Origin of the sequence: Streptomyces sp. NPDC091280 (assembly GCF_044768565.1) — a bacterium.
Taxonomy (GTDB): domain Bacteria; phylum Actinomycetota; class Actinomycetes; order Streptomycetales; family Streptomycetaceae; genus Streptomyces.
On the sequence record NZ_JBIVUZ010000001.1, the window covers coordinates 399,751 to 419,232 of the forward strand.

Annotated in this window: 14 protein-coding genes and 1 pseudogene; 6 read left to right on the forward strand and 9 right to left on the reverse strand. The window is 72.5% G+C overall.

The genetic code is table 11. From position 1 onward, the window contains the following. Window positions 1-284: 284 nt before the first annotated feature. Together ACIQPR_RS01850 and ACIQPR_RS01855 are read right to left on the reverse strand one after the other, a co-directional pair. Window positions 285-1,037, reverse strand: a complete 753-nt coding sequence (locus ACIQPR_RS01850) for a GntR family transcriptional regulator (protein WP_403640380.1) — start codon at window positions 1,035-1,037, stop codon at window positions 285-287. Between the two features lie 147 nt (window positions 1,038-1,184). Next, window positions 1,185-2,456, reverse strand: coding sequence for a DUF4190 domain-containing protein (locus ACIQPR_RS01855; protein WP_403640383.1), 1,272 nt, complete (start codon window positions 2,454-2,456; stop codon window positions 1,185-1,187). A 127-nt stretch (window positions 2,457-2,583) separates the two neighbouring features. Between ACIQPR_RS01855 and ACIQPR_RS01860 the strand changes: the two genes are divergently transcribed. From ACIQPR_RS01860 to ACIQPR_RS01870, 3 genes are all read left to right on the forward strand, one after another. Continuing rightward, window positions 2,584-3,768 (forward strand): serpin family protein, encoded by a 1,185-nt coding sequence (locus ACIQPR_RS01860; protein WP_403640386.1) that lies wholly within the window; start codon window positions 2,584-2,586, stop codon window positions 3,766-3,768. Between the two features lie 184 nt (window positions 3,769-3,952). Beyond that, window positions 3,953-5,107, forward strand: a complete 1,155-nt coding sequence (locus ACIQPR_RS01865; RefSeq protein WP_403640389.1) for a serpin family protein — start codon at window positions 3,953-3,955, stop codon at window positions 5,105-5,107. A 117-nt stretch (window positions 5,108-5,224) separates the two neighbouring features. Further along, on the forward strand, window positions 5,225-7,828 hold the full coding sequence (locus ACIQPR_RS01870) for a discoidin domain-containing protein (protein WP_403640392.1): 2,604 nt from the start codon (window positions 5,225-5,227) through the stop codon (window positions 7,826-7,828). A gap of 26 nt (window positions 7,829-7,854) precedes the next feature. Here ACIQPR_RS01870 and ACIQPR_RS01875 read toward each other — a convergent pair whose 3' ends face one another. Then, a complete protein-coding gene (locus tag ACIQPR_RS01875) occupies window positions 7,855-8,697 on the reverse strand; it encodes an SDR family NAD(P)-dependent oxidoreductase (protein WP_403640395.1) in 843 nt (280 codons plus the stop codon). Between the two features lie 93 nt (window positions 8,698-8,790). Between ACIQPR_RS01875 and ACIQPR_RS01880 the strand changes: the two genes are divergently transcribed. Further along, on the forward strand, window positions 8,791-9,702 hold the full coding sequence (locus ACIQPR_RS01880; RefSeq protein WP_403640398.1) for a LysR family transcriptional regulator: 912 nt from the start codon (window positions 8,791-8,793) through the stop codon (window positions 9,700-9,702). Between the two features lie 22 nt (window positions 9,703-9,724). Here ACIQPR_RS01880 and ACIQPR_RS01885 read toward each other — a convergent pair whose 3' ends face one another. Continuing rightward, window positions 9,725-11,278 carry a sigma-70 family RNA polymerase sigma factor gene (locus ACIQPR_RS01885; protein ID WP_403640401.1) on the reverse strand — a complete coding sequence of 518 codons (1,554 nt, stop codon included), beginning with the start codon at window positions 11,276-11,278 and terminating at the stop codon, window positions 9,725-9,727. Window positions 11,279-11,485: 207 nt separating this feature from the next. Here ACIQPR_RS01885 and ACIQPR_RS01890 point away from each other — a divergent pair, with 207 nt between their 5' ends. Next, entirely contained in the window at window positions 11,486-11,902 is a 417-nt protein-coding gene (locus ACIQPR_RS01890; RefSeq protein WP_403640404.1) for an SsgA family sporulation/cell division regulator, read from the forward strand. 20 nt (window positions 11,903-11,922) lie between these two features. Here the strand turns inward: ACIQPR_RS01890 and ACIQPR_RS01895 are convergent. Together ACIQPR_RS01895 and ACIQPR_RS01900 are read right to left on the reverse strand one after the other, a co-directional pair. Then, a pseudogene (locus ACIQPR_RS01895) lies at window positions 11,923-12,624 on the reverse strand (polysaccharide deacetylase family protein); the annotation flags it as partial. Window positions 12,625-12,647: 23 nt separating this feature from the next. Further along, the gene (locus ACIQPR_RS01900) at window positions 12,648-13,334 is read right to left on the reverse strand and encodes a glycoside hydrolase family 11 protein (protein WP_403640407.1); all 687 of its coding nucleotides are present in this window, start codon (window positions 13,332-13,334) and stop codon (window positions 12,648-12,650) included. A 360-nt stretch (window positions 13,335-13,694) separates the two neighbouring features. On the opposite strand from ACIQPR_RS01900, the gene ACIQPR_RS01905 reads away from it, so the two are divergent. Next, entirely contained in the window at window positions 13,695-14,984 is a 1,290-nt protein-coding gene (locus tag ACIQPR_RS01905) for a M14 family zinc carboxypeptidase (RefSeq protein ID WP_403640410.1), read from the forward strand. Between the two features lie 38 nt (window positions 14,985-15,022). Here ACIQPR_RS01905 and ACIQPR_RS01910 read toward each other — a convergent pair whose 3' ends face one another. Genes ACIQPR_RS01910 through ACIQPR_RS01920 form a run of 3 tightly spaced genes read right to left on the reverse strand, consistent with a single transcriptional unit; the run spans window position 15,023 to window position 19,477 of the window. After that, window positions 15,023-17,407, reverse strand: coding sequence for a carbohydrate binding domain-containing protein (locus ACIQPR_RS01910; protein ID WP_403640413.1), 2,385 nt, complete (start codon window positions 17,405-17,407; stop codon window positions 15,023-15,025). Further along, on the reverse strand, window positions 17,404-17,937 hold the full coding sequence (locus ACIQPR_RS01915) for a TlpA family protein disulfide reductase (protein WP_403640415.1): 534 nt from the start codon (window positions 17,935-17,937) through the stop codon (window positions 17,404-17,406). Before ACIQPR_RS01915 ends, ACIQPR_RS01910 begins: the two co-directional genes overlap by 4 nt. 4 nt (window positions 17,938-17,941) lie before the next feature. Next, entirely contained in the window at window positions 17,942-19,477 is a 1,536-nt protein-coding gene (locus ACIQPR_RS01920; RefSeq protein ID WP_403640418.1) for an alpha-N-arabinofuranosidase, read from the reverse strand. Window positions 19,478-19,482 lie beyond the last annotated feature (5 nt).

Sequence of the window (19,482 nt, forward strand, 5' to 3'; positions counted from 1 at the left end):
CGCGGTTCGTGCCGTGCCCCACCCCATAAGGAAACCGCAATCCGCATATGCCGGAGCCTACGCCTAACCTTCACGCAGCGAATACGGCTTTTCACAAAGAGGTACGCAACCAGCCATGACGGAGGGGGCGCACGACGGTGAACGCGCCGCTGGCGCACCTCGATGCATCCGGTCGGAGGCACGCTACAGGTCCCGTGAACGACCTGCGAAAAAGACCGGAATCCAACGGCCCCCAGGGCAGGGTGGATTGACCGGTTCCGGCAGCAAGTGCCGGGAAAATTACGCTACTTCACGGGGAGGTGATAGGCGATCCGGTACCGGTCGGCCGGTACCACCACGTCGGCCGTCTCCACCGCCCGCCCCGAGGCGTAGTACGTGCGCTGGATCACCAGGACCACATGCCCGGGGACACCGCCCAGCGCGAGCAGTTCCTCGGAGAGGCCGGGCCGGGCGCCGACCTCCTCCGTGACGTTGTCCACGACGACGTCGATGGCCCGCATCCGCTCGACGACCCCCATGCCGCCGAGCGGGCCCTCCTCGGGCAGCATCACGGGCGTACGGCCGGTGACCGCGAGGGGCTCCCAGGACGTGGAGAGCATCATCACCTCGCCGGCGTCCCGGAACACGTACTTCGTGCGCATCACGCGCTCGCCGACTTGGAGGCCGAGCCGCTCCGCGATGGCGCCGCCGGCCTCGGTCTGCTCGCTGCTGGACTCCCAGGTGCCGCGTGCCTCGGCGTCGGCCTGCTCCTGCCGGAACGGGGTCGCGCCGGCCGGCGGCCGGAACCCGGAGCGGGCGATGCGGCGCGGCACCGGACGCTCCCGCACATAGGTCCCGGAGCCGGAGCGGCCCTCGACCAGCCCCTCGGCCATCAGCACCTTGCGGGCCTCCAGCGCGACCGTGTCCGAGACGCCGTACTCCTCGCGGATCCTGGCCTGCGAGGGCAGCCGGGTGTGCGGGGGCAGCCTGCCGTCGACGATCTTCTTGCGGAGATCACCCGCGACGCGCAGATACGCCGGCTGCTCACCGAATGTCACTGGCCGCTCCCATCAGGTTGTACAGACAGCAACAGCCTGGCAACCGTGGGTTGGGCCATGCAAGCAAAGGCCAGAGAATCACTCGATGTGATGACTTGTGCCCGGTGTGGGCTTTACCCAGGCAGTTTCTCCCCGCTATAGGAGCCGTCACACCTCCAGACCGGTATCGCCTCCCCCGCTGTCCCCGCTGCCGTCGTCCTCCTCGTACGGCGGCGGGGTCGTGGCGAGCCCCAGAGCCTTGCGGGCGGTGACCGACAGGTGGGGGTCGATCAGCTCGGCGCCCTTGTCGTAGTGCCCGTAGAACTCGTCGGCGTCGGCGGCCCCGGCCGCCTTCGCCCACTGCCGCTGCGCCTTCCGCAGGTCCTTGACCAGGTCCGCGACCGGTTTCGCGGCGGCGTCCGGCCACTGACGGCCCTCCAGCAGCGCGGTCTGCGCGGTGAGCGCGGCCGAGACCCGGCCCGCCCAGGCCTTGTGGCCCGGCAGGTCGTCCTCGACGTACTGCGCGTCGGGCGCCGAGTCCAGCGCCGCGTTCAGGACGTGGGCCGCCTTCAGGTACGCGACCTGGTCCGCGTCGAGGGTCGAGGCGTCGTTGCGCAGCGAACCGCCGGGCAGCCCCGCCTCCTCGTCCCGGTTGCCGAACACGCAGGTGATCTCGCGGTCGCCCAGGCTCCAGCTCTGCTCGGTCGGGGTGACGTAGTAGATGTCCACGTCGTCGGGCACGGCCCAGCCGTCCATGGCGTAGGAGTCCTGGAGCGCGTAGCACCGGTCGTCGGCGGTGGCCGTGACCTTCTTGTCCCCGGGGTACGAGCCGCCGCTCAGCCGCACGACGGCGAACACCTCGCCGTCGTGCTCGCCCGCGCAGGACACCACGTCGAAGTCGTAGGCCATGCCCTCCAGTGAACCGCTGGGCGCGTCGAAGCACTGGCCCTTCCCCGGGGAGGCGCTCGCGCTGCTCCCGCCGCCGGTCTCCACGTCGTCGAAGAACCCGGACGCGGCGCCGGCCACCCCGAACGCCCACAGCACCAGTCCGAACGCCGAGAGCACGATGCCGGTCACCGCCATGCCCCGGCCGCGCTCGCCCCGCTTCCCGGTCTGGTTCAGCCCGATCAGCCCGAGGACGAGACCGGCGCCCGGCACGCAGCAGAGGATGCCGAGCACCAGCGCGGCGACGGACATGCCGTTGAGGGGCGCGGGGTGGTTGTACGGGCTGTAGCCCTGGTTCCAGGGCTGATAGGGCTGGGGCCCGTAGGGGGCGTAGGGGGGCTGGGGGTCTTGGGGGTACGGGGCGTACGGGCTCTGCGGCTGCGCCCCGTAAGGGGGTTGGGGCTGTGGTGTCCCGGGGGCGTCCTCCGGCGGCGGGGCGTACGGGTTGTACGGGGTGGACGGCCCTTGGGATTCCGGCGGCGGGGGTATGGACACGGGTACCGTGCTCCTGGTTCGGGCGGGGGATCTTCGGCAGGGGGCTTCGACTGCGGAGCCGGAGATCTTCAGACGCGGAACTGACGTACGACTCGCGCATGTTAAGCACGAGGTGAACGGGGGCGGAATGCGGGTTGCGAAGACGACGGTCCGCGCGGTGAACGCGCTCACCGCGCGGTGGGCCGGGGCGGCCTGCGGCGGCACGGTGTTCTCGGCGGCCGGGGTGTGGCCGCTGCTGGCCCTCCTCACGGACGGCGCCGAGGGCGCGGCGCGGGCCGAGCTGGCGGACGCGGTGGGCCTGCCCGCGGACCGATCGGCCGCAGCCGCACGGGAGTTGCTGGCCGCACTGGCCGCGATGCGGGGCGTCGACGCGGCGCTCGGGCTGTGGACGAGGCGGACCCTGGAGCTGCGCGAGGCATGGGCGGCGGGGCTGCCCGCCGAGGCGCACGGGCCGCTCACCGGGGACCTCGGGGCCGACCGCGCGGCCCTGGACGCGTGGGCGGCGAAGCGGACCGGCGGGCTGGTCGAGCGGCTCCCGCTGCCGCTGACGGACACCACCGACCTGGTGCTGGCGAGCGCGCTCGCCCTGCGCACCGAGTGGCTGCGGCCGTTCACCGAGGTGCCCATGGAGAGCGCGTACTGGCGCGGCCGGGTCCCGCTCGGCCTGTGGCGCGAGAGCGCCCTCCTGGACCGGATCGGCGTCGCGGACACACCGGACGGCCATGTCACCGAGCTGAAGGTGCTCGGCGACACGGCGATCGACGTGCACCTCCTGCTCGGCGAGGAGCGGATGACACCCGCCCAGGTGCTGGGCGCGGGCATGGGCATCCTGGACCGCCGTCATCCCGTGGTGCCCGGAGACCGGCTCCCCCACGGCGACCCCGGACCGGGCCTGCGGGTGGAGCGGACCCGCCACACCCGCCCCCGGCCGCCGACGCTCGACGTGACGACGGTGGCGTACGACATGACCGCGGGGCACGATCTGCTGCGCCTGCACCGCCTGTTCGGGCTGACGACGGCACGGGACGCCACACGCGGCCACTTCTCCGGCATCAGCCCCTCGCCGCTGGCCCTCGGGGCGGCCGAGCAGGCCACGACGGCGCGGTTCGGCGCGCTCGGCTTCCGCGCGGCGGCGGTGACCGCCCTGGGCGCCCTCGCCGGCGGCCTGCCCGACCTCCGCCACGTGAGCACCACCGTCACCGCCCGCTTCGACCGCCCCTTCGCCTTCCTCGCCCTGCACCGCCACACACGGCTGGTCCTGGCGGCGGGCTGGGTCACGGAACCGGAGCCGTTCCCGGAGGACCGGGACTGATCATCCGGAGTGCGGGGCTGACCGTCCGCAGTCCGGGCGCCGACGATAGCCTTCCGGTGCGCGATCTTGCGCCACGGCACTCACGGGGGCGGAATTGGGAGCGGTCCAGGGGACGGCGGTTCGGGGCACGGCGGTTCAGGACGCGGCGGTTCGGGGCACGGCGGTCGGGGGGACCGTCGACGCGGTGAACCGGCTGACGGCGAGCTGGGCGGACACGGCGACCGGCGGCACGGTGTTCTCGGCGGCCGGCGTGTGGCCGCTGCTCGCGTTCCTCGCCGACGGGGCACACGGCGCCGCGCGGGCGGAACTCGCGGACGCGGTGGGCCTGCCCGCCGACCAGGCCGCCGCCGGGGCACGGGAGTTGCTGGCCGCGATGGGGTCGATGCCCGGTCTGCGCTCCGCGCTCGGCCTGTGGACCGGACGCGAACAGGCCGTGCGCGAGGAGTGGCGGTCCGGACTGCCGGCGGACACGAACGGGGTACTCACCGACGAACTCCCGGCCGGACAGCGGGCGTTGGACGCGTGGGCGGCCGAGCGGACCGACGGGCTGATCGAACGCCTGCCGGTCCAACTCGACCCGGGCGTGGGGATGGTGCTGGCGAGCGCGTTCGCGCTGCGCACCGAATGGCCGCGCCCCTTCGAGGAGTTGCCCCTCACCCCGGACGCCGGACCCTGGCAGGGGCGGCGACTGGCGGGCCTGCGCCGCACCGGCGTCCGCCTCGACCGGGCCGGCGTGGCCGGCGGCCCGTACGGCTACGTCACCGAGCTGAAGGTCCCCGGCGACCACGGCATCGACGTCCATCTCCTGCTCGGCGAAGAGCGGATGACCCCCGGCCAGGTGCTCGGCACCGGCCTGGCCGCCCTCGCCCGCCGGATCGCCGTCGTGCCCAGCGGCCAACTCCCTTACGGCGAGGTCGGACCGGGCCTGCGCGTCGGTCAACAGCCGTGCGCCACACCCCGACAGCCGGAGCTGTCCGTGACGACGGTGGCGTACGACGTGACCGCGCGGCACGATCTCCTCGACCGGCCGGGCCTGTTCGGGCTCACCACCGCCATGGACACCGCCACCGGCCACTTCCCCGGCATCAGCCCCGCCCCGCTGGCCGTGGGCAGGGCCGGGCAGTCGGCGGTGGCGCGGTTCGGCGCGCTCGGCTTCCGCGCGGGGGCGGCGACCGCCGTCGCGCCCGCCCCCGCCGGGGCCCGCCCCGACCTGAGCTTCACGACCACCGTCGTCACGGCCCGCTTCGACCGCCCCTTCGGCTTCCTGGCCGTACAGCGCGCGTCCCGGCTCGTCCTCACGGCGGGCTGGGTCACCGAACCGGTGCCGTACCAGGGGTAGGAGGCGCCGGGCCGCCGAACCGGAGGTGGGGCGGGCCCGGGGCCGGGTGCGCTCCGTCCGTGGTAATCCTCCGCGCGTTTCCCGTCCCCGTGCCGCGGCGCGCCCCATCGTCGAACGGTGATCAAGCCACTCCGTCCGCTGCTCCCGCTCCTCGCCGCCGCGCTGCTCCTCCCCCTGCCCCCGGCCTCGGCCGCGTCCGGCCCCCGCGACGACTGCGGGGCATCCGGCTGGGCGCCCTCGGCCACCCGCGTCGACCCGGCCGACACCTACCACCCCTACGTCGGCAACGGCTATCTCGGCACCCGGGTCCCGCCCGCGGGCGCGGGCTACGCGGCCTCCGGGGACAAGACCGGCTGGCCGCTCTACACCCCGCGCTACGACGGCACGTTCATCTCCGGCCTCTACGCCCGGGGCCCCGCGAACACCGCGGGCCGCGAGGCCCTCGCCGCGCTCCCGACCTGGACCGGCCTCGATGTGACGGCGGGCACCGAGACGTACGGCGGCGGCAGCCGGATCAGCCGGTACCGCCAGACCCTGAACCTCCGCTGCGGCTACGTCCGTACGTCCCTCACCTGGACCACGAAGGACGGCCGCCGCACCGACCTGGTCTACGACGTCCTCGCCGCCCGCGACAGCGAGCACACCGGCGCCGTGAACCTGCGCGCGACCCCGCACTGGGACGGCGAACTCACCCTCACCGACCGCCTCGACGGCCGCGGCGCCCGCCGGATCACGCGGACGACCGGCGCCCCGGCCGGCGCCCGCACCATCGGCGTGGCCTTCCGCACGGACGGGACCGGGGTCGACGGCGCGCTGGCCTCCGTGCTGGACGCGCCCGGACGGCGGCAACGCGCCGCTCGGGACGGGCAGTTGAGTGCCCGTCAGTCCGCGGTCCTGCCCGTCCGCTCCGGCCGGACCTACACCGCGACCAAGTTCGTCGGTGTCGACACCACCCTCACCTCCCGCGATCCCCGGGCCGCCGCCCGGGACGCCGCCGGGCGGGCCGCGCGGCGCGGGTGGGACGCGCTGCTCGCCTCGCACACGGCCGCCTGGCGGGCGCTGTGGTCGTCGGACATCGAGGTGCCCGGCCACCCGGACCTGCAACTCTGGGCCCGTTCCGCCCAGTACGGGCTGCTGTCGGCGCTGCGCCCCGGCGCCCGGAACAGCATCGCGCCCACCGGTCTGACCAGCGACGACTACGCGGGCATGATCTTCTGGGACGCCGAGACCTGGATGTTCCCCTCCCTGCTCGCCACCCGCCCCGAGTTCGCCCGCCCGGTCCTCGACTACCGCTACCGCACCCGCACGGCCGCCGCCGAGAACGCGGCGAGGACCGCGGTGAAGGGCCTGTTCTTCCCGTGGACCGGCGCGAGCCACGGACTGCTGTGGAACGAGTGCCAGAGCTGGCAGCCCCCGCACTGCCTCACCCAGGACCACCTCCAGGGCGACATCGCCCTCGCCGCCCGCCAGTACTACCTGGCCACCGGCGACCGCTCCTGGCTCCGCACCGAGGGCTGGCCCCTCCTCAACGGCCTTGCCCGGTACTGGACTTCACGCGTCACGAAGAACACCGACGGCTCGTACTCCATCAAGGAGGTCGCGGGCCCCGACGAGTACAGCAACGGCGTGAACGACGCCGTCTACACCAACGCCGTCGCCGCCACCGCCCTCCGCGCCGCCACCGAGGCGGCCCGCACCCTGGGCCGCCCCGCCCCCGCCGACTGGAGCACCGTCGCCGACCACCTGCGCATCCCCTACGACCCGAAACGCAAGATCTTCCTCCAGTACGACGGCTACGACGGCTCGCAGATCAAGCAGGCCGACACCGTGCTGCTGATCTATCCGCTGGAGTGGCCGATGCCCGCCGGCGCCGGTGCCGCCACCCTCGACCACTACGCCCGGCGCACCGACCCGGACGGTCCCGCCATGACCGACGCCGTCCACGCGATCGACGCGGCGGCCGTCGGCGAACCCGGCTGCGCCACGTACACCTATCTGCGGCGGGCCTACCAGCCGTTCGCGCGCGGCCCGTTCGCCCTCTTCTCGGAGTCGCGCGGCGACAAGGCGGGCGCGTCCGACCCTCTCGCCGGCTCTCCCGCGCAGGACTTCCTCACCGGCAAGGGCGGCTTCCTCCAGGTCTTCACCCACGGCCTGACCGGTCTGCGGCTGCGCCCCGACGCCCTCCGCCTCGACCCGAGCCTGCCGCCCCAACTGTCCACCGGGGTACGCCTGTCGGGCCTGCGCTGGCGCGGTCGTACGTTCGACATCGCGATCGGCGCGAAGACGACGACCGTACGGCTGCGCTCCGGGAAGCCCTTCGTGCTGGACACCCCCGAGGGCCGCCGCACCCTGTCCGGCACGTTCACCCTGAAGACCCGGCGCCCCGACCTCACGCCCACCACCGACCTGGCCCGCTGCCGCACCGCGACGGCGACCTCCTCGGAGTCCGGCCGCTACCCGGAGGCCGCCGTGGACGGCAGCCCCGCGACCGCCTGGGCCCCGGGCACCGACCGCGCCTCCCTCACCGTCGACCTGGGCCGCGCGGTGCGAGTCGGGACGGTCCGGCCCACCTGGACGAAGCGCCCGGCCTCGTCCACCGTCGAGGTCTCGACGGACGGCCGCACATGGCACACCCCGAACGGCACGCCCGCCCGCTACGCCCGGACCACCGTGCGGGGCGGCACGGCAGCCGCCCTCGCGGAGCTGGACGTGCGCGCGTGAGAACCGAGGGCGACTGTCGGTGACGGTCAACTGTCCTGACGGGCGTCGAACCCGGTGGCCCGCGTCCGCTTCTCCCAGGCCGCGATGTCCGCGCGCACCCCGTCGAGGTGGCCGAGGACGGCTTCGACGGCGTCGTCGCCCAGAGGCAGGCGGAGCGGGGTCTCGTCGGCGTCGAGGGCGGCGAGGACGAGGGCCGCGGCCTTCGCGGGGTCGCCGGCCTGGGTGCCGTCGCCGCCGGAGACGAGACCGCGGGTCCCGGTCACCTTGGCGTAGACACCGCTGTCGGCGCTGGCCCCGGCCCGGCCGGCGTCGAAGAGGGCGGTGCGGAAGGCGCCCGGTTCGACGATCAGCACCTTGATCCCGAACTCGGCGACCTCGTCCGCGAGCCCCTCGGACAGCCCCTCCAGCGCGAACTTCGTCCCGCTGTACGCCGAGAAGCCCGCGAAGGACAGCTGCCCGCCCATGCTGCTCATCTGCACGATCGCCCCCGAGCGTCGTTCCCGCATGTACGGCAGCGCGGCGCGCGTGAGTGCGGCGGGGCCGAAGACATGCAGGTCGAACAGGTCCCGCAGCTCCGCCTCGGTGGTCTCCTCGAAGGCCCCGACGTGGGTACGGCCCGCGTTGTTGACGAGCACGTCGAGCCGTCCGTGCCGCGCCACCACGTCCCGTACGGCCGCCTCCGCCGCCCCGGTGTCGGTGACATCCAGCCGCAGCGTCTCCAACTGGTCGGGGTGCGCGGCCACGAGGTCGTCCAGCGCCTCGGTCCGCCGGGCCGCGCCGACCACCACGTCACCGGCGGCGAGCGCGGCCTCCACGATCGCCCGCCCGAACCCGCTGCTGGCACCGGTCACGAGCCACACCTTGTTCATGACGTCTCCCCTAGGGATCACTGTTTCCATCCGTGATCAGCCTGCTCCCGTCCCGGGTTGCCCGTCCAAGACCCACGCTGATAACCGTTGGTTATGACGATGGACGTCCATGTACGGGATCTGCGCTACTTCGTCGCCGTCGCCGAGGAACTGCACTTCACGCGCGCGGCGGAGCGGCTGTACGTGTCGCAGCCCGCGCTGAGCAAGCAGATCCGGGCGCTGGAGCGGCAGTTGGGCGCCGAGTTGTTCCATCGCGACCGGCCGGGCGTGACGCTCACCCCGGCCGGCGCGGCCCTGCTGCCGTACGCGGAGCGGGTGTTGGCCCTCTGGGCGGAGGGCGCGTCCGCGCTGGCGGAGGTCACGGCGGCCGAACGCAGCACCCTGGTGGTCGGGATGAGCACCAGCCCCGGCCGGGGCGGCCTGCTGCCCGCGATCCGCTCGCGGTTCACGGCCGCCCGCCCGGAGGCCGCCGTACGGCTGCGCCAGGTCGGCTGGGACGATCCGACCGCGGGCCTCGCGGAGGGCGTCACGGACGTGGCGTTCGTCTGGCTGCCGCTGCCCGACGCGGAGCGCTACGACTGGACGGTGGTCGCCGAGGAACCGCGCCTGGTCGCGTTCCCGGACGCCCACCCGCTGGCCGCGCGCGCCGAGATCGACTTCGCGGACCTCCTCGACGAGCCGTTCCTCGCCCTGCCGCCCGACGCGGGTCCGCTGCGCGACCACTGGCTCGCCCTCGACGAGCGCGGTGGCCGTCCCCCGCGCATCGGGGCGGAGATCGCGAGCACGGAGGAGACGTACGAGGCACTGGTCGCCGGTCTGGGCATCTGCCTGGTGGCCGCGGGCAACGCGCGGCTGATCACCCTCGGCGGTGTCACCACCCGTCCGGTGCACGGCATTCCACCGAGCCGGTACGCCCTCGCGTGGCGGCGCGAGAACGGCGGACGGCCACTGGTGCGGGCGTACGCGGAGGCCTGCCGGACGGTCATGAGCGGTGGGCGGTCATGAGCGCGGGCGGGGACCGGCGCGCCTACGCGACCGGCTGGTCCGTCGCCGCAGACTGGTCCGTCGCCTCCGGCTGATCCACCGCGTCCGCCGACTCCACCGCCTTCGGCGCCTCCACCGTCTGCGGCGTCTGCGTCGCCTCCGCCGCCCGGCCGCAGGGGCGACCGCCGTCGCCCGGAGTCCCAACGGGCGTGGGATCGGCGGGAGTCGGGGCCACCTCGGAGGGTTCGGGCGACGGTTCGGCCGGGGTCGTGGGCTCGGGAGTGGGCTCCGGCTTCCCCTTCACGGGAGCGCTCGGGGCCGACTCGGTGGGCGTCGGATCGGGCTCCGGATCCGGATCCGAAGTCACCGGCGGCACAGGCGTGGGCGTAGGTGTGGGCGTCGGAGTCGGCGTCGGTGTGGGTGTCGGTGTCTCAACCGGGGCCGTAGGAACCGGTGTTGGGCTGGCGCCCCCGACCGGTATCACGACCGTCCCGGGCCCGCTGTCGCCAAGTACGGCCGGGGGTACGGCGGTTGCGGACCCGTCCGGTGCCGCGACCCCGGGGGCGCCGGCCGGTGTCTTCGTCGGCTTCGCCGACTTCGGCCGGGACGCCACCGGCGCCTGGGACACCGGGACTTCGGCCACCGGCCCCTTCGCCACCGGCACTTCGGCGGATTCACCGCCGCCGAGGACGGCGATCACCGCGACCGCGCCCGCGACGGCCGCGCCGACCGCCGCCACCTGGGTCTTGGACGCGCCGGCCGCCACCTGCCGTACGCCGTGCAGAAGTCCCGTTCCGTGCCCGGCCGTCGCGGTGACCGCGCCCGCGGATCCCGCGCCGAAGGCCAGCAGGAACTTGCCCGCGCCGCCGAGCACGAACACCAGCAGGGCCGGTGCGACCAGCGCGGGCAGCCGGTCGTTGGCGCGCATCAGGGCCGCGAGCCGGGCCCGGCAGTCGTCGCACCCGTCGACGTGGCCGAGGATCCGTTCGGACTGCCGCTCGGTGGCGCCGCCGCGCACATACGCGGGCATCCGGGCCCAGTGCACCTGGCACGCGGGATCGTCCGGGGCGCCGGTCTGCGCGCGCAGGAACGCCTGCCGCATGCCCTCCCGCGCGCGGTGCAGCAGTACGGCCGTGGCGCCCTGCTTGGTGCCGAGCTGGGGTCCGATCGCCGCGAGCGGCAGCCCTTCCGCCTCGGCCAGCCACAGGGCCTTCACCCATCGTTCCGGCAACTGCTCAAGTACCCGCACCAGCAGGTCCGTCGAGGACACCTGCTCGGCCGGGTCGTCCCCGTGGAGCTGCCCGGGATCGGCACCGACCCGCTCGCCGACGCGTTCGCCGACCTCAGGATCGAGGGGCGTCTCGCGGGCCGCGCTCCCCGCCGCGCTCGCGAGATGCTTCACCGTGGTCATGAGGTACGCCGGTACGTTGTCGATCTCGTGCCCGGCGGACAGCCTGCGCCACACCCTGAAGTGCGCCTCGGCGACGAGGTCTTCAGCGATCCAGGTGTTACGGGTGAGCGAGCGGGCGTAGGCGACGAGGCGCGGTTGCTGCTCCTCGTAGATCCGGGCGTACGCCGCGGTGGGGCCGTCGTTCATGGCAGCAACGCTCCAGTTGCCAGTGGTGCTGGGGAATGGGTTTGTACCCTAGATGGCAAAACTTTCAATTAAAGTTGCAGCTGTCCCCCAAGGTGATGCAGGTCACATGAATTGCCTTGTGCGACGGCGTAATCAAAGGACCCTCCGAGTGATCAAGGGGGTGCGTCGGCACAACGGCCGCCGCGCCCGCCCGAATCGGAGACGTCCATGAGCCCCGTCACCCTGGAACAGCCCACCGGCGCCCGACTGATCGCCGACGACGACCAGGAGTTGGCCGTGACGGTCACGCTCCGCTACTCCTCCGCCGACCCCTTCGCGGTCCAACTCCTGTTCCCCGCCTGGATATCGCTCGACGGCAAGAAGGTGACGTGGACCTTCGCGCGGGCGCTCCTGGAGGAGGGCCTCCAGGCGCCCGCCGGGATGGGCAACGTGCACATCAGGCCGTACGGCCCCGCCCACACGGCGGTCGAGTTCCACTCCGCGGAGGGCATCGCGATGATCCGCTTCGACACGGTCGCCCTGCACCACTTCCTGCGCCGCACCTACCGGGTCACCGAACCGGGCCGCGAGGCCCTGGGCACCTCCCTCGACCGGGGACTCGCCTCGCTCCTCGACGGCGCGTGACGTGGGGGCGGGTGCCGTCAGGGGGCGACGGCCCGTCCCGTGCCCGGGGAGATCATGCCGGCGCACAGGCCCCGCGCGGCCAGGCCCTGCGCGATGCGCGGGATGGCCGCGACCGTGTTGGCGGGCCAGTCGTGCATCAGGATGATCTGGCCGGCGGTGAGGCGGCCGGCCGCCGCGACGATCGCGTCGGTGCTCGCGCCGTTCCAGTCCTGCGAGTCGACGTCCCAGATGATCTCTGTCAGACCGTACGTGGCTTCCACGGCCCGGACCGTCGCGTCGGTCTCGCCGTAGGGCGGGCGGAAGAGCCGGGGCGTGCCGCCGCCCGCGGTCGCGATGGCCTGCTGGGTGCGGGAGATCTCCGCGTCGATGGTCGCCCGGGTCTGCCGGGTGAGGTGCGGATGGGTGTAGCTGTGGTTGCCGACCCACATGCCGGCAGCGACCTCCGCCCTGACCTGTGCGGGGTAAGTGGCCGCGTACTGGCCCTCGTTGAACATCGTGGCCCGAAGTCCGCGCTGCTTCAGGGCGTCGAGGAGGGCGGGGGTGTTGCCGGACGGGCCGTCGTCGAAGGTCAGTCCGACATAGCCGCCGCAAGTGGCGGCCTGCGCGGGGGTGTTGACGCCCGCGGCGAGGGCGCCCGCGGCGACCAGGGCTGCGGCGACGGCGAGTCGGCCGGCCCGCGTGGCGGACCGGGATCGTGGCGAGTCGTGCGGTGTCGACTTCATGCGACGTGTCCTCCCGAACCGGTTCAGCCCACCGTGATGTCGGAGTTCCCGCTGCTCTGGTAGCCCTCGGTCGCGAGGATCATGTAGTAGCTGAAGCTGCCCAGCGGCAGGCCCGCGCGGGCCCAGGCGTCGAAGTGGTTTCCGGTGGTGATGGTGCCGCCGGTGCGCTTCGTCTGCCGGACGCTCCAGTACTGGTCGAAGGTCTTCGTGCCCTCCACCGAGGGGGCGTTGTACCGCGTGGTCTTGTAGATGTCGTACGTGCCGCCGTCACTGGTGACGGTGCCCTTGTACGTCCCGGTGGGCCGGTAGGTGCCCCAGTTGTCGACGATGTAGTACTCGACGAGCGGGTTCGACGTCCAGCCGTAGAGCGACAGATAGCCGTTGCCGGACGGGTTGAAGCTGCCCGAGTACGTCACGTTGCGGCGGGCGCCGGTGCTCCAGCCCTTGCCCGCCACGAAGTTGCCCGTGTTCTTCCAGGTGGTGCTGTAGTTGCCCCCGGAGTTGAGGGTCATGGAGACCGTGCCCTGGGAGTCGGTCCAGAACGAGTAGTAGTAGCCGCCGTCGGTACCGGTCCGGTTCGTGGTGACGACGGTGGCGGCGTGGGCGGTGCCGGGCAGGGTCGTCGCCGCGAGGAGGGCGAGCAGCAGGGTGCAGGCGCCGCTGATCGAGAGCCTTAAGCGGTTTGTCGTGCGTGCGGGTGTGTTGTCCATGCCGCGTCAGTGTTGGTACGTCCCTGTCAACTGTCAATGGTTTCGGTGGCGGATGCGAAAGGTTCGCCGACGTGTTGCCAGGTGGGGTCGGCAGCAATGAGCAGCTCACGCGGCCGACTGGGCCTGTCTTTGCATTTCCTCGAATGTTTTCGGGCGAATGTTTCGAAGAATCTCTCGATCTGTCGGCCCGCCCGTACCGTCGCCTTCGCGCCAATCCCGTCGGCCTCGGGCTCTGCCGCGGCGGCAGTCGTTGACAAGCGTCACACCGAGCACGAACTCTGGCAGGAGCACGTCAACCCCACTCCGTGCGCCCCACCCCGTGCGCGCCCCGGCCCCCACCGGAAGGACACGACGCGCCCGATGGACAGCTACCCCACGGCCCCGGAGATCACCGCGTCGGCGCGGCGGCTGGTCTCCCGTTTCCCCGGGGCCGCCCGGCTGCGCCGGATCGGGGCGTCCCGCGCGGGCCGTCCGATCCTGCTGCTGTCCGTGGGACACGGGCCGCGCCATGTCCTGGTGGTCGCCGGAGCACACCCCGACGAGCCGGTGGGCGGCGCCACCGCACTCACCCTGGCGGAGCGGATCGCCCGCGGCGACCGGCTCTCGGCGGCGACCGACCCCGCCCTCGTCACCTGGGACATCGTGCTGTGCCTGGACCCGGACGGCGCGGCCCTGAGCACCAACTCCTCGTCCGGCCTGGCCGGTTACTACCGCACCGGGTTCCGCCCGATCGCCGCGGAGCAGCCCGAGTGGGCGCCGATCGTCTCGAATCCGCTCCCCGAGAGCGCCGCGCTGTTCCGGCTCATCGACGAACTGCGGCCGTTCCTCCAGTGCTCGCTGCACAGCACCGATGTGGGCGGCAGCTGGGTCCAGTTGACCCGTGACCTGCCCGAACTGGCCGCGCCCTTCGGCGTGTCCGCCGCCGAACTCGGCATCCCGCTCCAGTGCGGCACGTACGACGCCCTGTACTGGGAGAACCCGAGCCCCGCCGTCTACGTGCTGCCCCCACCGGACCGCACCGGCCGGCTGGCGGCCGGGTCGGAGAACATCGGGCTGTCCACCTGGTGCGCTCCCCTGGCCTACGGCGGTGTCACCGCGATCGTCGAAGTACCCATGTGGGCCACGGACTTGGCGGCGGACCCGACACCGTACCCGGCGGCCGGCCGCACCCTGCGCGAGCTGGCCGAGCTGGTGCTGGACGGCGGACGGCAGGTGACCGCCGTGCTCGACAAGGCGCGCGGATTCCTGCCGCCCGCCCAGGACGACCCGCTCCGACGCGTCCTGGAGTGGATGGCCGACGGCCTCTACGCGATGGTCGCCGACTCCTGGACACCGCTCGCCCGGCAGGCCGCCGCCGCGACGCACCCGGGCGATCCACGCATTCTGACGACGGCTCAGATCTCGGCCCTGAACATCGTGGCCCGCCGCCAGCCCGTCCGCGCGGCGGGCCTGCTGCTACGGCTCCTGGAGGCGGCGGCGGACCCCGCCGCGCCGGGGCTGCACCGCGAACTGGACGAGCTGCTCACCACGTGGTGCGCGGACTTCGAACAGGCGCTACGGGTGCGGTGGGTACCGGTGCGCCACCAGGTGGAGCACCAGACCCGCACGGTGCTGGCCGCCGCCGAGAGCGCGTTGAAGACGCTCCGCTGACGGCGGCCGGCACCCCGACCGTCGCGCTCGTCCGTGGTCTACTGCGCGGTCAGGGTGACCTCGTCGCAGTAGCCGTCACCGCTGCCGGAGGAGAGATGGCAGTAGACGCGGGCGGTGGTGACGCCCGTGCCGGTGGTGAAGGTCGTCGAGACCTTGGAGTAGGTGCTCGACGTGGTGGACGCGCTCGTGGTGGCCGAGCCGTTGTACACCTTGGCCTCCAGTGCCGTGGTGTCACCGGCGGTCGCGCTCGCGAGTGCGCCGCTCAGCCGGTACGTGGTGTTCGGGCTGAGGCCGTAGACGATCTGCCACAGGGTGCCGCCGCTCAGCGAGGAGTTGGCCAGCGCGGCGTAGGTGCCGTTGGAGGCGGTGGTGCTCAGCGAGTAGTCGCCGTTGCGCCACGGCACGGTGTGCCCCGATTCGAGGTTGCCGTTGACGACGTGGTTCGTGACCGGGGTGACCGCGAGGTCGTCGCAGTAGCCGTAGCCCGTGCCGGAACTCTTGTAGCAGTACAGGCGCGCGGTGCTGTTGCTCGCGCCGGTGGTGAAGTCGGCGGAGACATAGGTCCAGGACGTGCCGCTGGCGCTGGCGTAGGTCTCCAGGCCCCCGGTGTTCTTGACGCCGACGTTCACGACCTCGCCGGCGACGGCGGACTTGACCCAGCCGGAGACGCGGTACGTCGTGCGGGGCGCGACCGGCACGGACTGCTCCAGGGAGGCCGGTGACGAGGAGATGCGGGCCGAGTAAGTCCCCGTGTGCGCATCGGAGTTGACGACCGCCGAGGTGTTCCACTTGCTCCAGCCGGTGGTGGAGCCCTTCTCGAAGCCGAGGTTCTCGCTGGCCAGACAGGTCGAGTCGGCCGGCGAACTGTACTGGTCGGCGCCGATGTCGGGCGGGCAGACCGCGGGCACGGTCGAACCCCAGTAGTCCAAGCCGCCGTTGTCGGGGATGACGACGCCCGCGCCGATGGCCGGAGAGGACGCCGAGCTGATCCGGTAGCCGTCGACGCTGTCGATGCCGGTGCCGCCGGAGCCGACCGAGGTGAGCAGCGGGTCGGTGACGACCTTGCCCGCGTCGGTGGGCTCGCTGGTGGGGTGGTTGCCGTAGAAGAGGTTGTTGCGCCAGGCGAAGTTGGAGGCGGGCTGGCCGGTGGTGTAGGTGTAACCGCCGCTGCCCAGGTTGTAGATGAGGTTGTTGGCGAGGGTCAGGTCGTTCCAGGCGCCGCCGACCTGGAAGACGTCCGCGGTCGAACTCGACGGGATGTAGATGGTGTTGTTGTAGAACTTGGAGTCCTGGGTGCCGGTCGCGGTGATGACCCGCAGCAGGTCGTTCTCGCTGACGTTGTAGCGCACGGCCGCGTTGCTGCTGAGGTGGGAGCCGCCGCCGCAGCCGCAGAACAGGATGAAGCCGCCCGCGTTGTCGTGGCTGTAGTTGTACTGGACGATCGTGCCGTCCTGGCCGTAGTCGACGTCGAAGCCCTGGCCGTCGTTGTTCCCGGAGTTCTTCTGGGTGCCGTAGGCCTCGTTGTACTGGATCACCGTGCCGTCGGAGTCCCAGGCCCAGATGCCCGCGTTGGAGGAGCCCGCCTTCGCCGCGTTGTAGACCACGTTGTGCTCGATGACGGCGTCCTGGGACATCTGGACGACGATGCCGTCGCCGTCCGTGTCGTGGACGGTGTTGTTCTGCACGACGACACCGGTCCACGGCGTCCAGGCCGGGTTGTTGCAGCCGATGGAGGGGCGGCACAGCCAGGTGCTCGACATGTTGATGCCGCTGCGGGCCACGTCGGCGACCGTGTTGCCGTCGATGTCGACGTCGGCGAAGGCGCTCGCGGTCGTGGTGCCGATGACCGCGAAGAGGATGCCCGCGCTGCCGTCGACCTCCTTCGACTGGTTGCCGTTGACGTCGTGGACGCTCAGGTTGCTGATCTTGTAGTGGGTGCCGGTGCCGTAGTTGTCGAGGACCACGTAGACACCGCGGCGGGCGTTGGCGCCCTTGACCGCGCCGGTGTTGGTGATCTCCAGGTTCGAGATCTCCCAGTACTGCTGGTTGTAGAGGTAGACGGCGTCGGTGGCACCGGCGCCGGCGATGATCGGCAGCGCGCCCGTGCCGTAGGCGCTGATGGTGATGGAGCCGCCGCTCGCGCTGCCCGAGCCCAGCGGGTGCAGGGTGCCGGTGCAGGTCGTGCCGCGCTTGAACAGCAGTTGGTCGCCCGGCCCGAAGGTGGTCGCGTTCGGGCCGGTCAGGGAGTTCCAGGGGGAGCCGGAGGTGCCGGTGCCGTTGCTGCTCGCCGAACAGTCGACGTAGTACGCCGTGTTGTCCGCGTGGGCCCGCACGGCGGGTGTCGCCACCACCGCGGCGCAGGCGAGCAGCAGCGTGACGAGCAGGCCCGCCAGCGTCCTTCTCGTGTCCGTGGCATGTCTCATGGTGTCTCTTTCCGTACAGCGCTGTCGGAATCGGAGGTGGGAGCCGCCGTGGCCTTGCGGAGCGCGGCGACGATCGCCTGAGTGGGGGCGGCACGGTCGGTCCAGGTGGCGGCCACCTGTCCGTCGGCACCGATCAGGAGTGTGTGGAGCTGTCCGTCCCGGGACAGCGGGGCACCGGCGAGGCCGGAGTCGGCGGCGACCACGAGCCGGGTCTGGACGGACCAGTTCGCCGCGAAGTTGGTGAGGGCGTCGTCGGTGCTGCGGCCGTCCGAGTCGGTGATGAGGACGCGGACGCCGGGGTACTGCTGGGCCACGCTCTTGAGCGAGGGGATCTGGCTGCGGGCCGCCGTCGAGCCGACGTCGCCCTGGTCGTCGATGGGCAGGGCGCAGACGAGGGTGGGGCCCGAGAGCGTGATGTGCCGCCCGTCGAGCAGGGTCACCCGGGAGTCGTCGGCCTTCCCGGAGGAACCGCAGGCGGTGAGCAGCAGCAGGGCGGCGGCGCAGAGCACCGCCCGCACCTTGGCTGACATGTCGTCAGTTCCCTTGCCGGACAAGGCGGATCATGTTCCAGGAGAGGGGTTCGAGTACGGCGGTCAGCCGCCCGTCGGTGACGGTGGTGCCGGTGGCCGGATGCGGGGTGACCCGGTCGGGGCGGTCGGCGGTGTTGGTGGCGTCGGGGTCGGCGTCGGCCAGGACGAGGTGCTCGGCGAGGGTGTGGGCGGTGACCCCGCGCAGGTCGATCTCCAGTGGCAGGGCGGCGAGTTGACCGCGGTTGACGGCGAAGACGGTGACGTCTCCGGTCTCGTCGTCGGTGACGGCGGTGGCGTGCAGCAGCGGCACCTCGCCGAACTTGGCGGTGGAGTGGAGGGGGCTGTCCGGCTCGACGCGCAGCACCCGGCCGCGCCCGTGCCGCGAGGCCTGCGCGAACGGGAAGAAGGTGGTCTGCCGCCAGGCGGGGCCGCCCGGCTCGGTCATGATCGGCGCGATGACGTTGACGAGCTGGGCCAGGGAGGCGGCGGTGACCCGGTCGGCGTGCCGCAGCAGCGTGATGAGCAGGGTGCCGACCACGACCGCGTCGGTGACGGAGTAGTTGTCCTCCAGGAGGCGCGGCGCCTTGTCCCAGGTCAGCGGGGCTTCGGAGGCCGCGGCGGCGCTGCGCCGCTGGTACCAGACGTTCCACTCGTCGAAGGAGAGGTCGATCCGCCTGGTCTGCTTCAGCCGGGCCCGGACGTGGTCGCAGGTGGCGACGACCGACTCGATGAAGTGCTCCATGTCGACGGCGGAGGCGAGGAAGGAGTCGCGGTCGCCGTCCTCCTCCTCGTAGTAGGCGTGCAGGGAGATGTGGTCGACCTGGTCGTAGGCGGCCTCCAGGACGGTCGCCTCCCAGGCGCCGAAGTGCGGCATGAAGGAGGCGGAGCTGCCGCAGGCGACCAGTTCGAGATCGGGCCGGATCATCCGCATCGCGCGGGCCGTCTCGGCGGCCAAACGCCCGTACTCCTCGGCGGTCTTGTGGCCGATCTGCCAGGTGCCGTCCATCTCGTTGCCGAGACACCACATCCGGATGTCGTACGGCTCCTTGGACCCGTGCGCGGCGCGCAGGTCGGAGAGTTCGGTGCCGCCCGGATGGTTGGCGTACTCCAGCAGCCGTACGGCGTCCTCGACCCCGCGGGTGCCGAGGTTGACGGCCATCATGGGTTCCACGCCGGTCTTCCTGCAGAAGTCCATGAACTCGCCGAGGCCGAACTCGTTGGTCTCGGTGGCCTTCCAGGCGAGGTCGAGGCGGACCGGCCGCTGCTCGCGGGGGCCGACGGAGTCCTCCCAGCGGTGGCCGGAGACGAAGTTGCCGCCGGGGTAGCGCACGGTGGTGACGCCCAGTTCGCGGATCAGGTCCAAAACGTCCTGGCGCAGGCCCTCGGTGTCGGCGGCCGGGTGGCCCGGTTCGTAGATGCCGGAGTACACGCCACGGCCCATCTGCTCGACGAACGAGCCGTACAGACGGGGGTTGACGGCGCCGACCCCGAAGGCGGAGTCGAGGGTAAGGCGGGCGGGGGTGCTGCCGGGGTCGGACATGACGG

Excerpts from the sequence above, each read along its gene's own strand:
- ACIQPR_RS01860 (WP_403640386.1), top strand. The coding sequence starts at position 2,584 with ATGCGGGTTGCGAAGACGACGGTCCGCGCGGTGAACGCGCTCACCGCG.
- ACIQPR_RS01885 (WP_403640401.1), bottom strand. The coding sequence starts at position 11,278 with ATGAACGACGGCCCCACCGCGGCGTACGCCCGGATCTACGAGGAGCAG.
- ACIQPR_RS01920 (WP_403640418.1), bottom strand. The coding sequence starts at position 19,477 with ATGTCCGACCCCGGCAGCACCCCCGCCCGCCTTACCCTCGACTCCGCC.
- ACIQPR_RS01900 (WP_403640407.1), bottom strand. The coding sequence starts at position 13,334 with ATGGACAACACACCCGCACGCACGACAAACCGCTTAAGGCTCTCGATC.
- ACIQPR_RS01905 (WP_403640410.1), top strand. The coding sequence starts at position 13,695 with ATGGACAGCTACCCCACGGCCCCGGAGATCACCGCGTCGGCGCGGCGG.
- ACIQPR_RS01890 (WP_403640404.1), top strand. The coding sequence starts at position 11,486 with ATGAGCCCCGTCACCCTGGAACAGCCCACCGGCGCCCGACTGATCGCC.
- ACIQPR_RS01875 (WP_403640395.1), bottom strand. The coding sequence starts at position 8,697 with ATGAACAAGGTGTGGCTCGTGACCGGTGCCAGCAGCGGGTTCGGGCGG.
- ACIQPR_RS01910 (WP_403640413.1), bottom strand. The coding sequence starts at position 17,407 with ATGAGACATGCCACGGACACGAGAAGGACGCTGGCGGGCCTGCTCGTC.
- ACIQPR_RS01915 (WP_403640415.1), bottom strand. The coding sequence starts at position 17,937 with ATGTCAGCCAAGGTGCGGGCGGTGCTCTGCGCCGCCGCCCTGCTGCTG.
- ACIQPR_RS01880 (WP_403640398.1), top strand. The coding sequence starts at position 8,791 with ATGACGATGGACGTCCATGTACGGGATCTGCGCTACTTCGTCGCCGTC.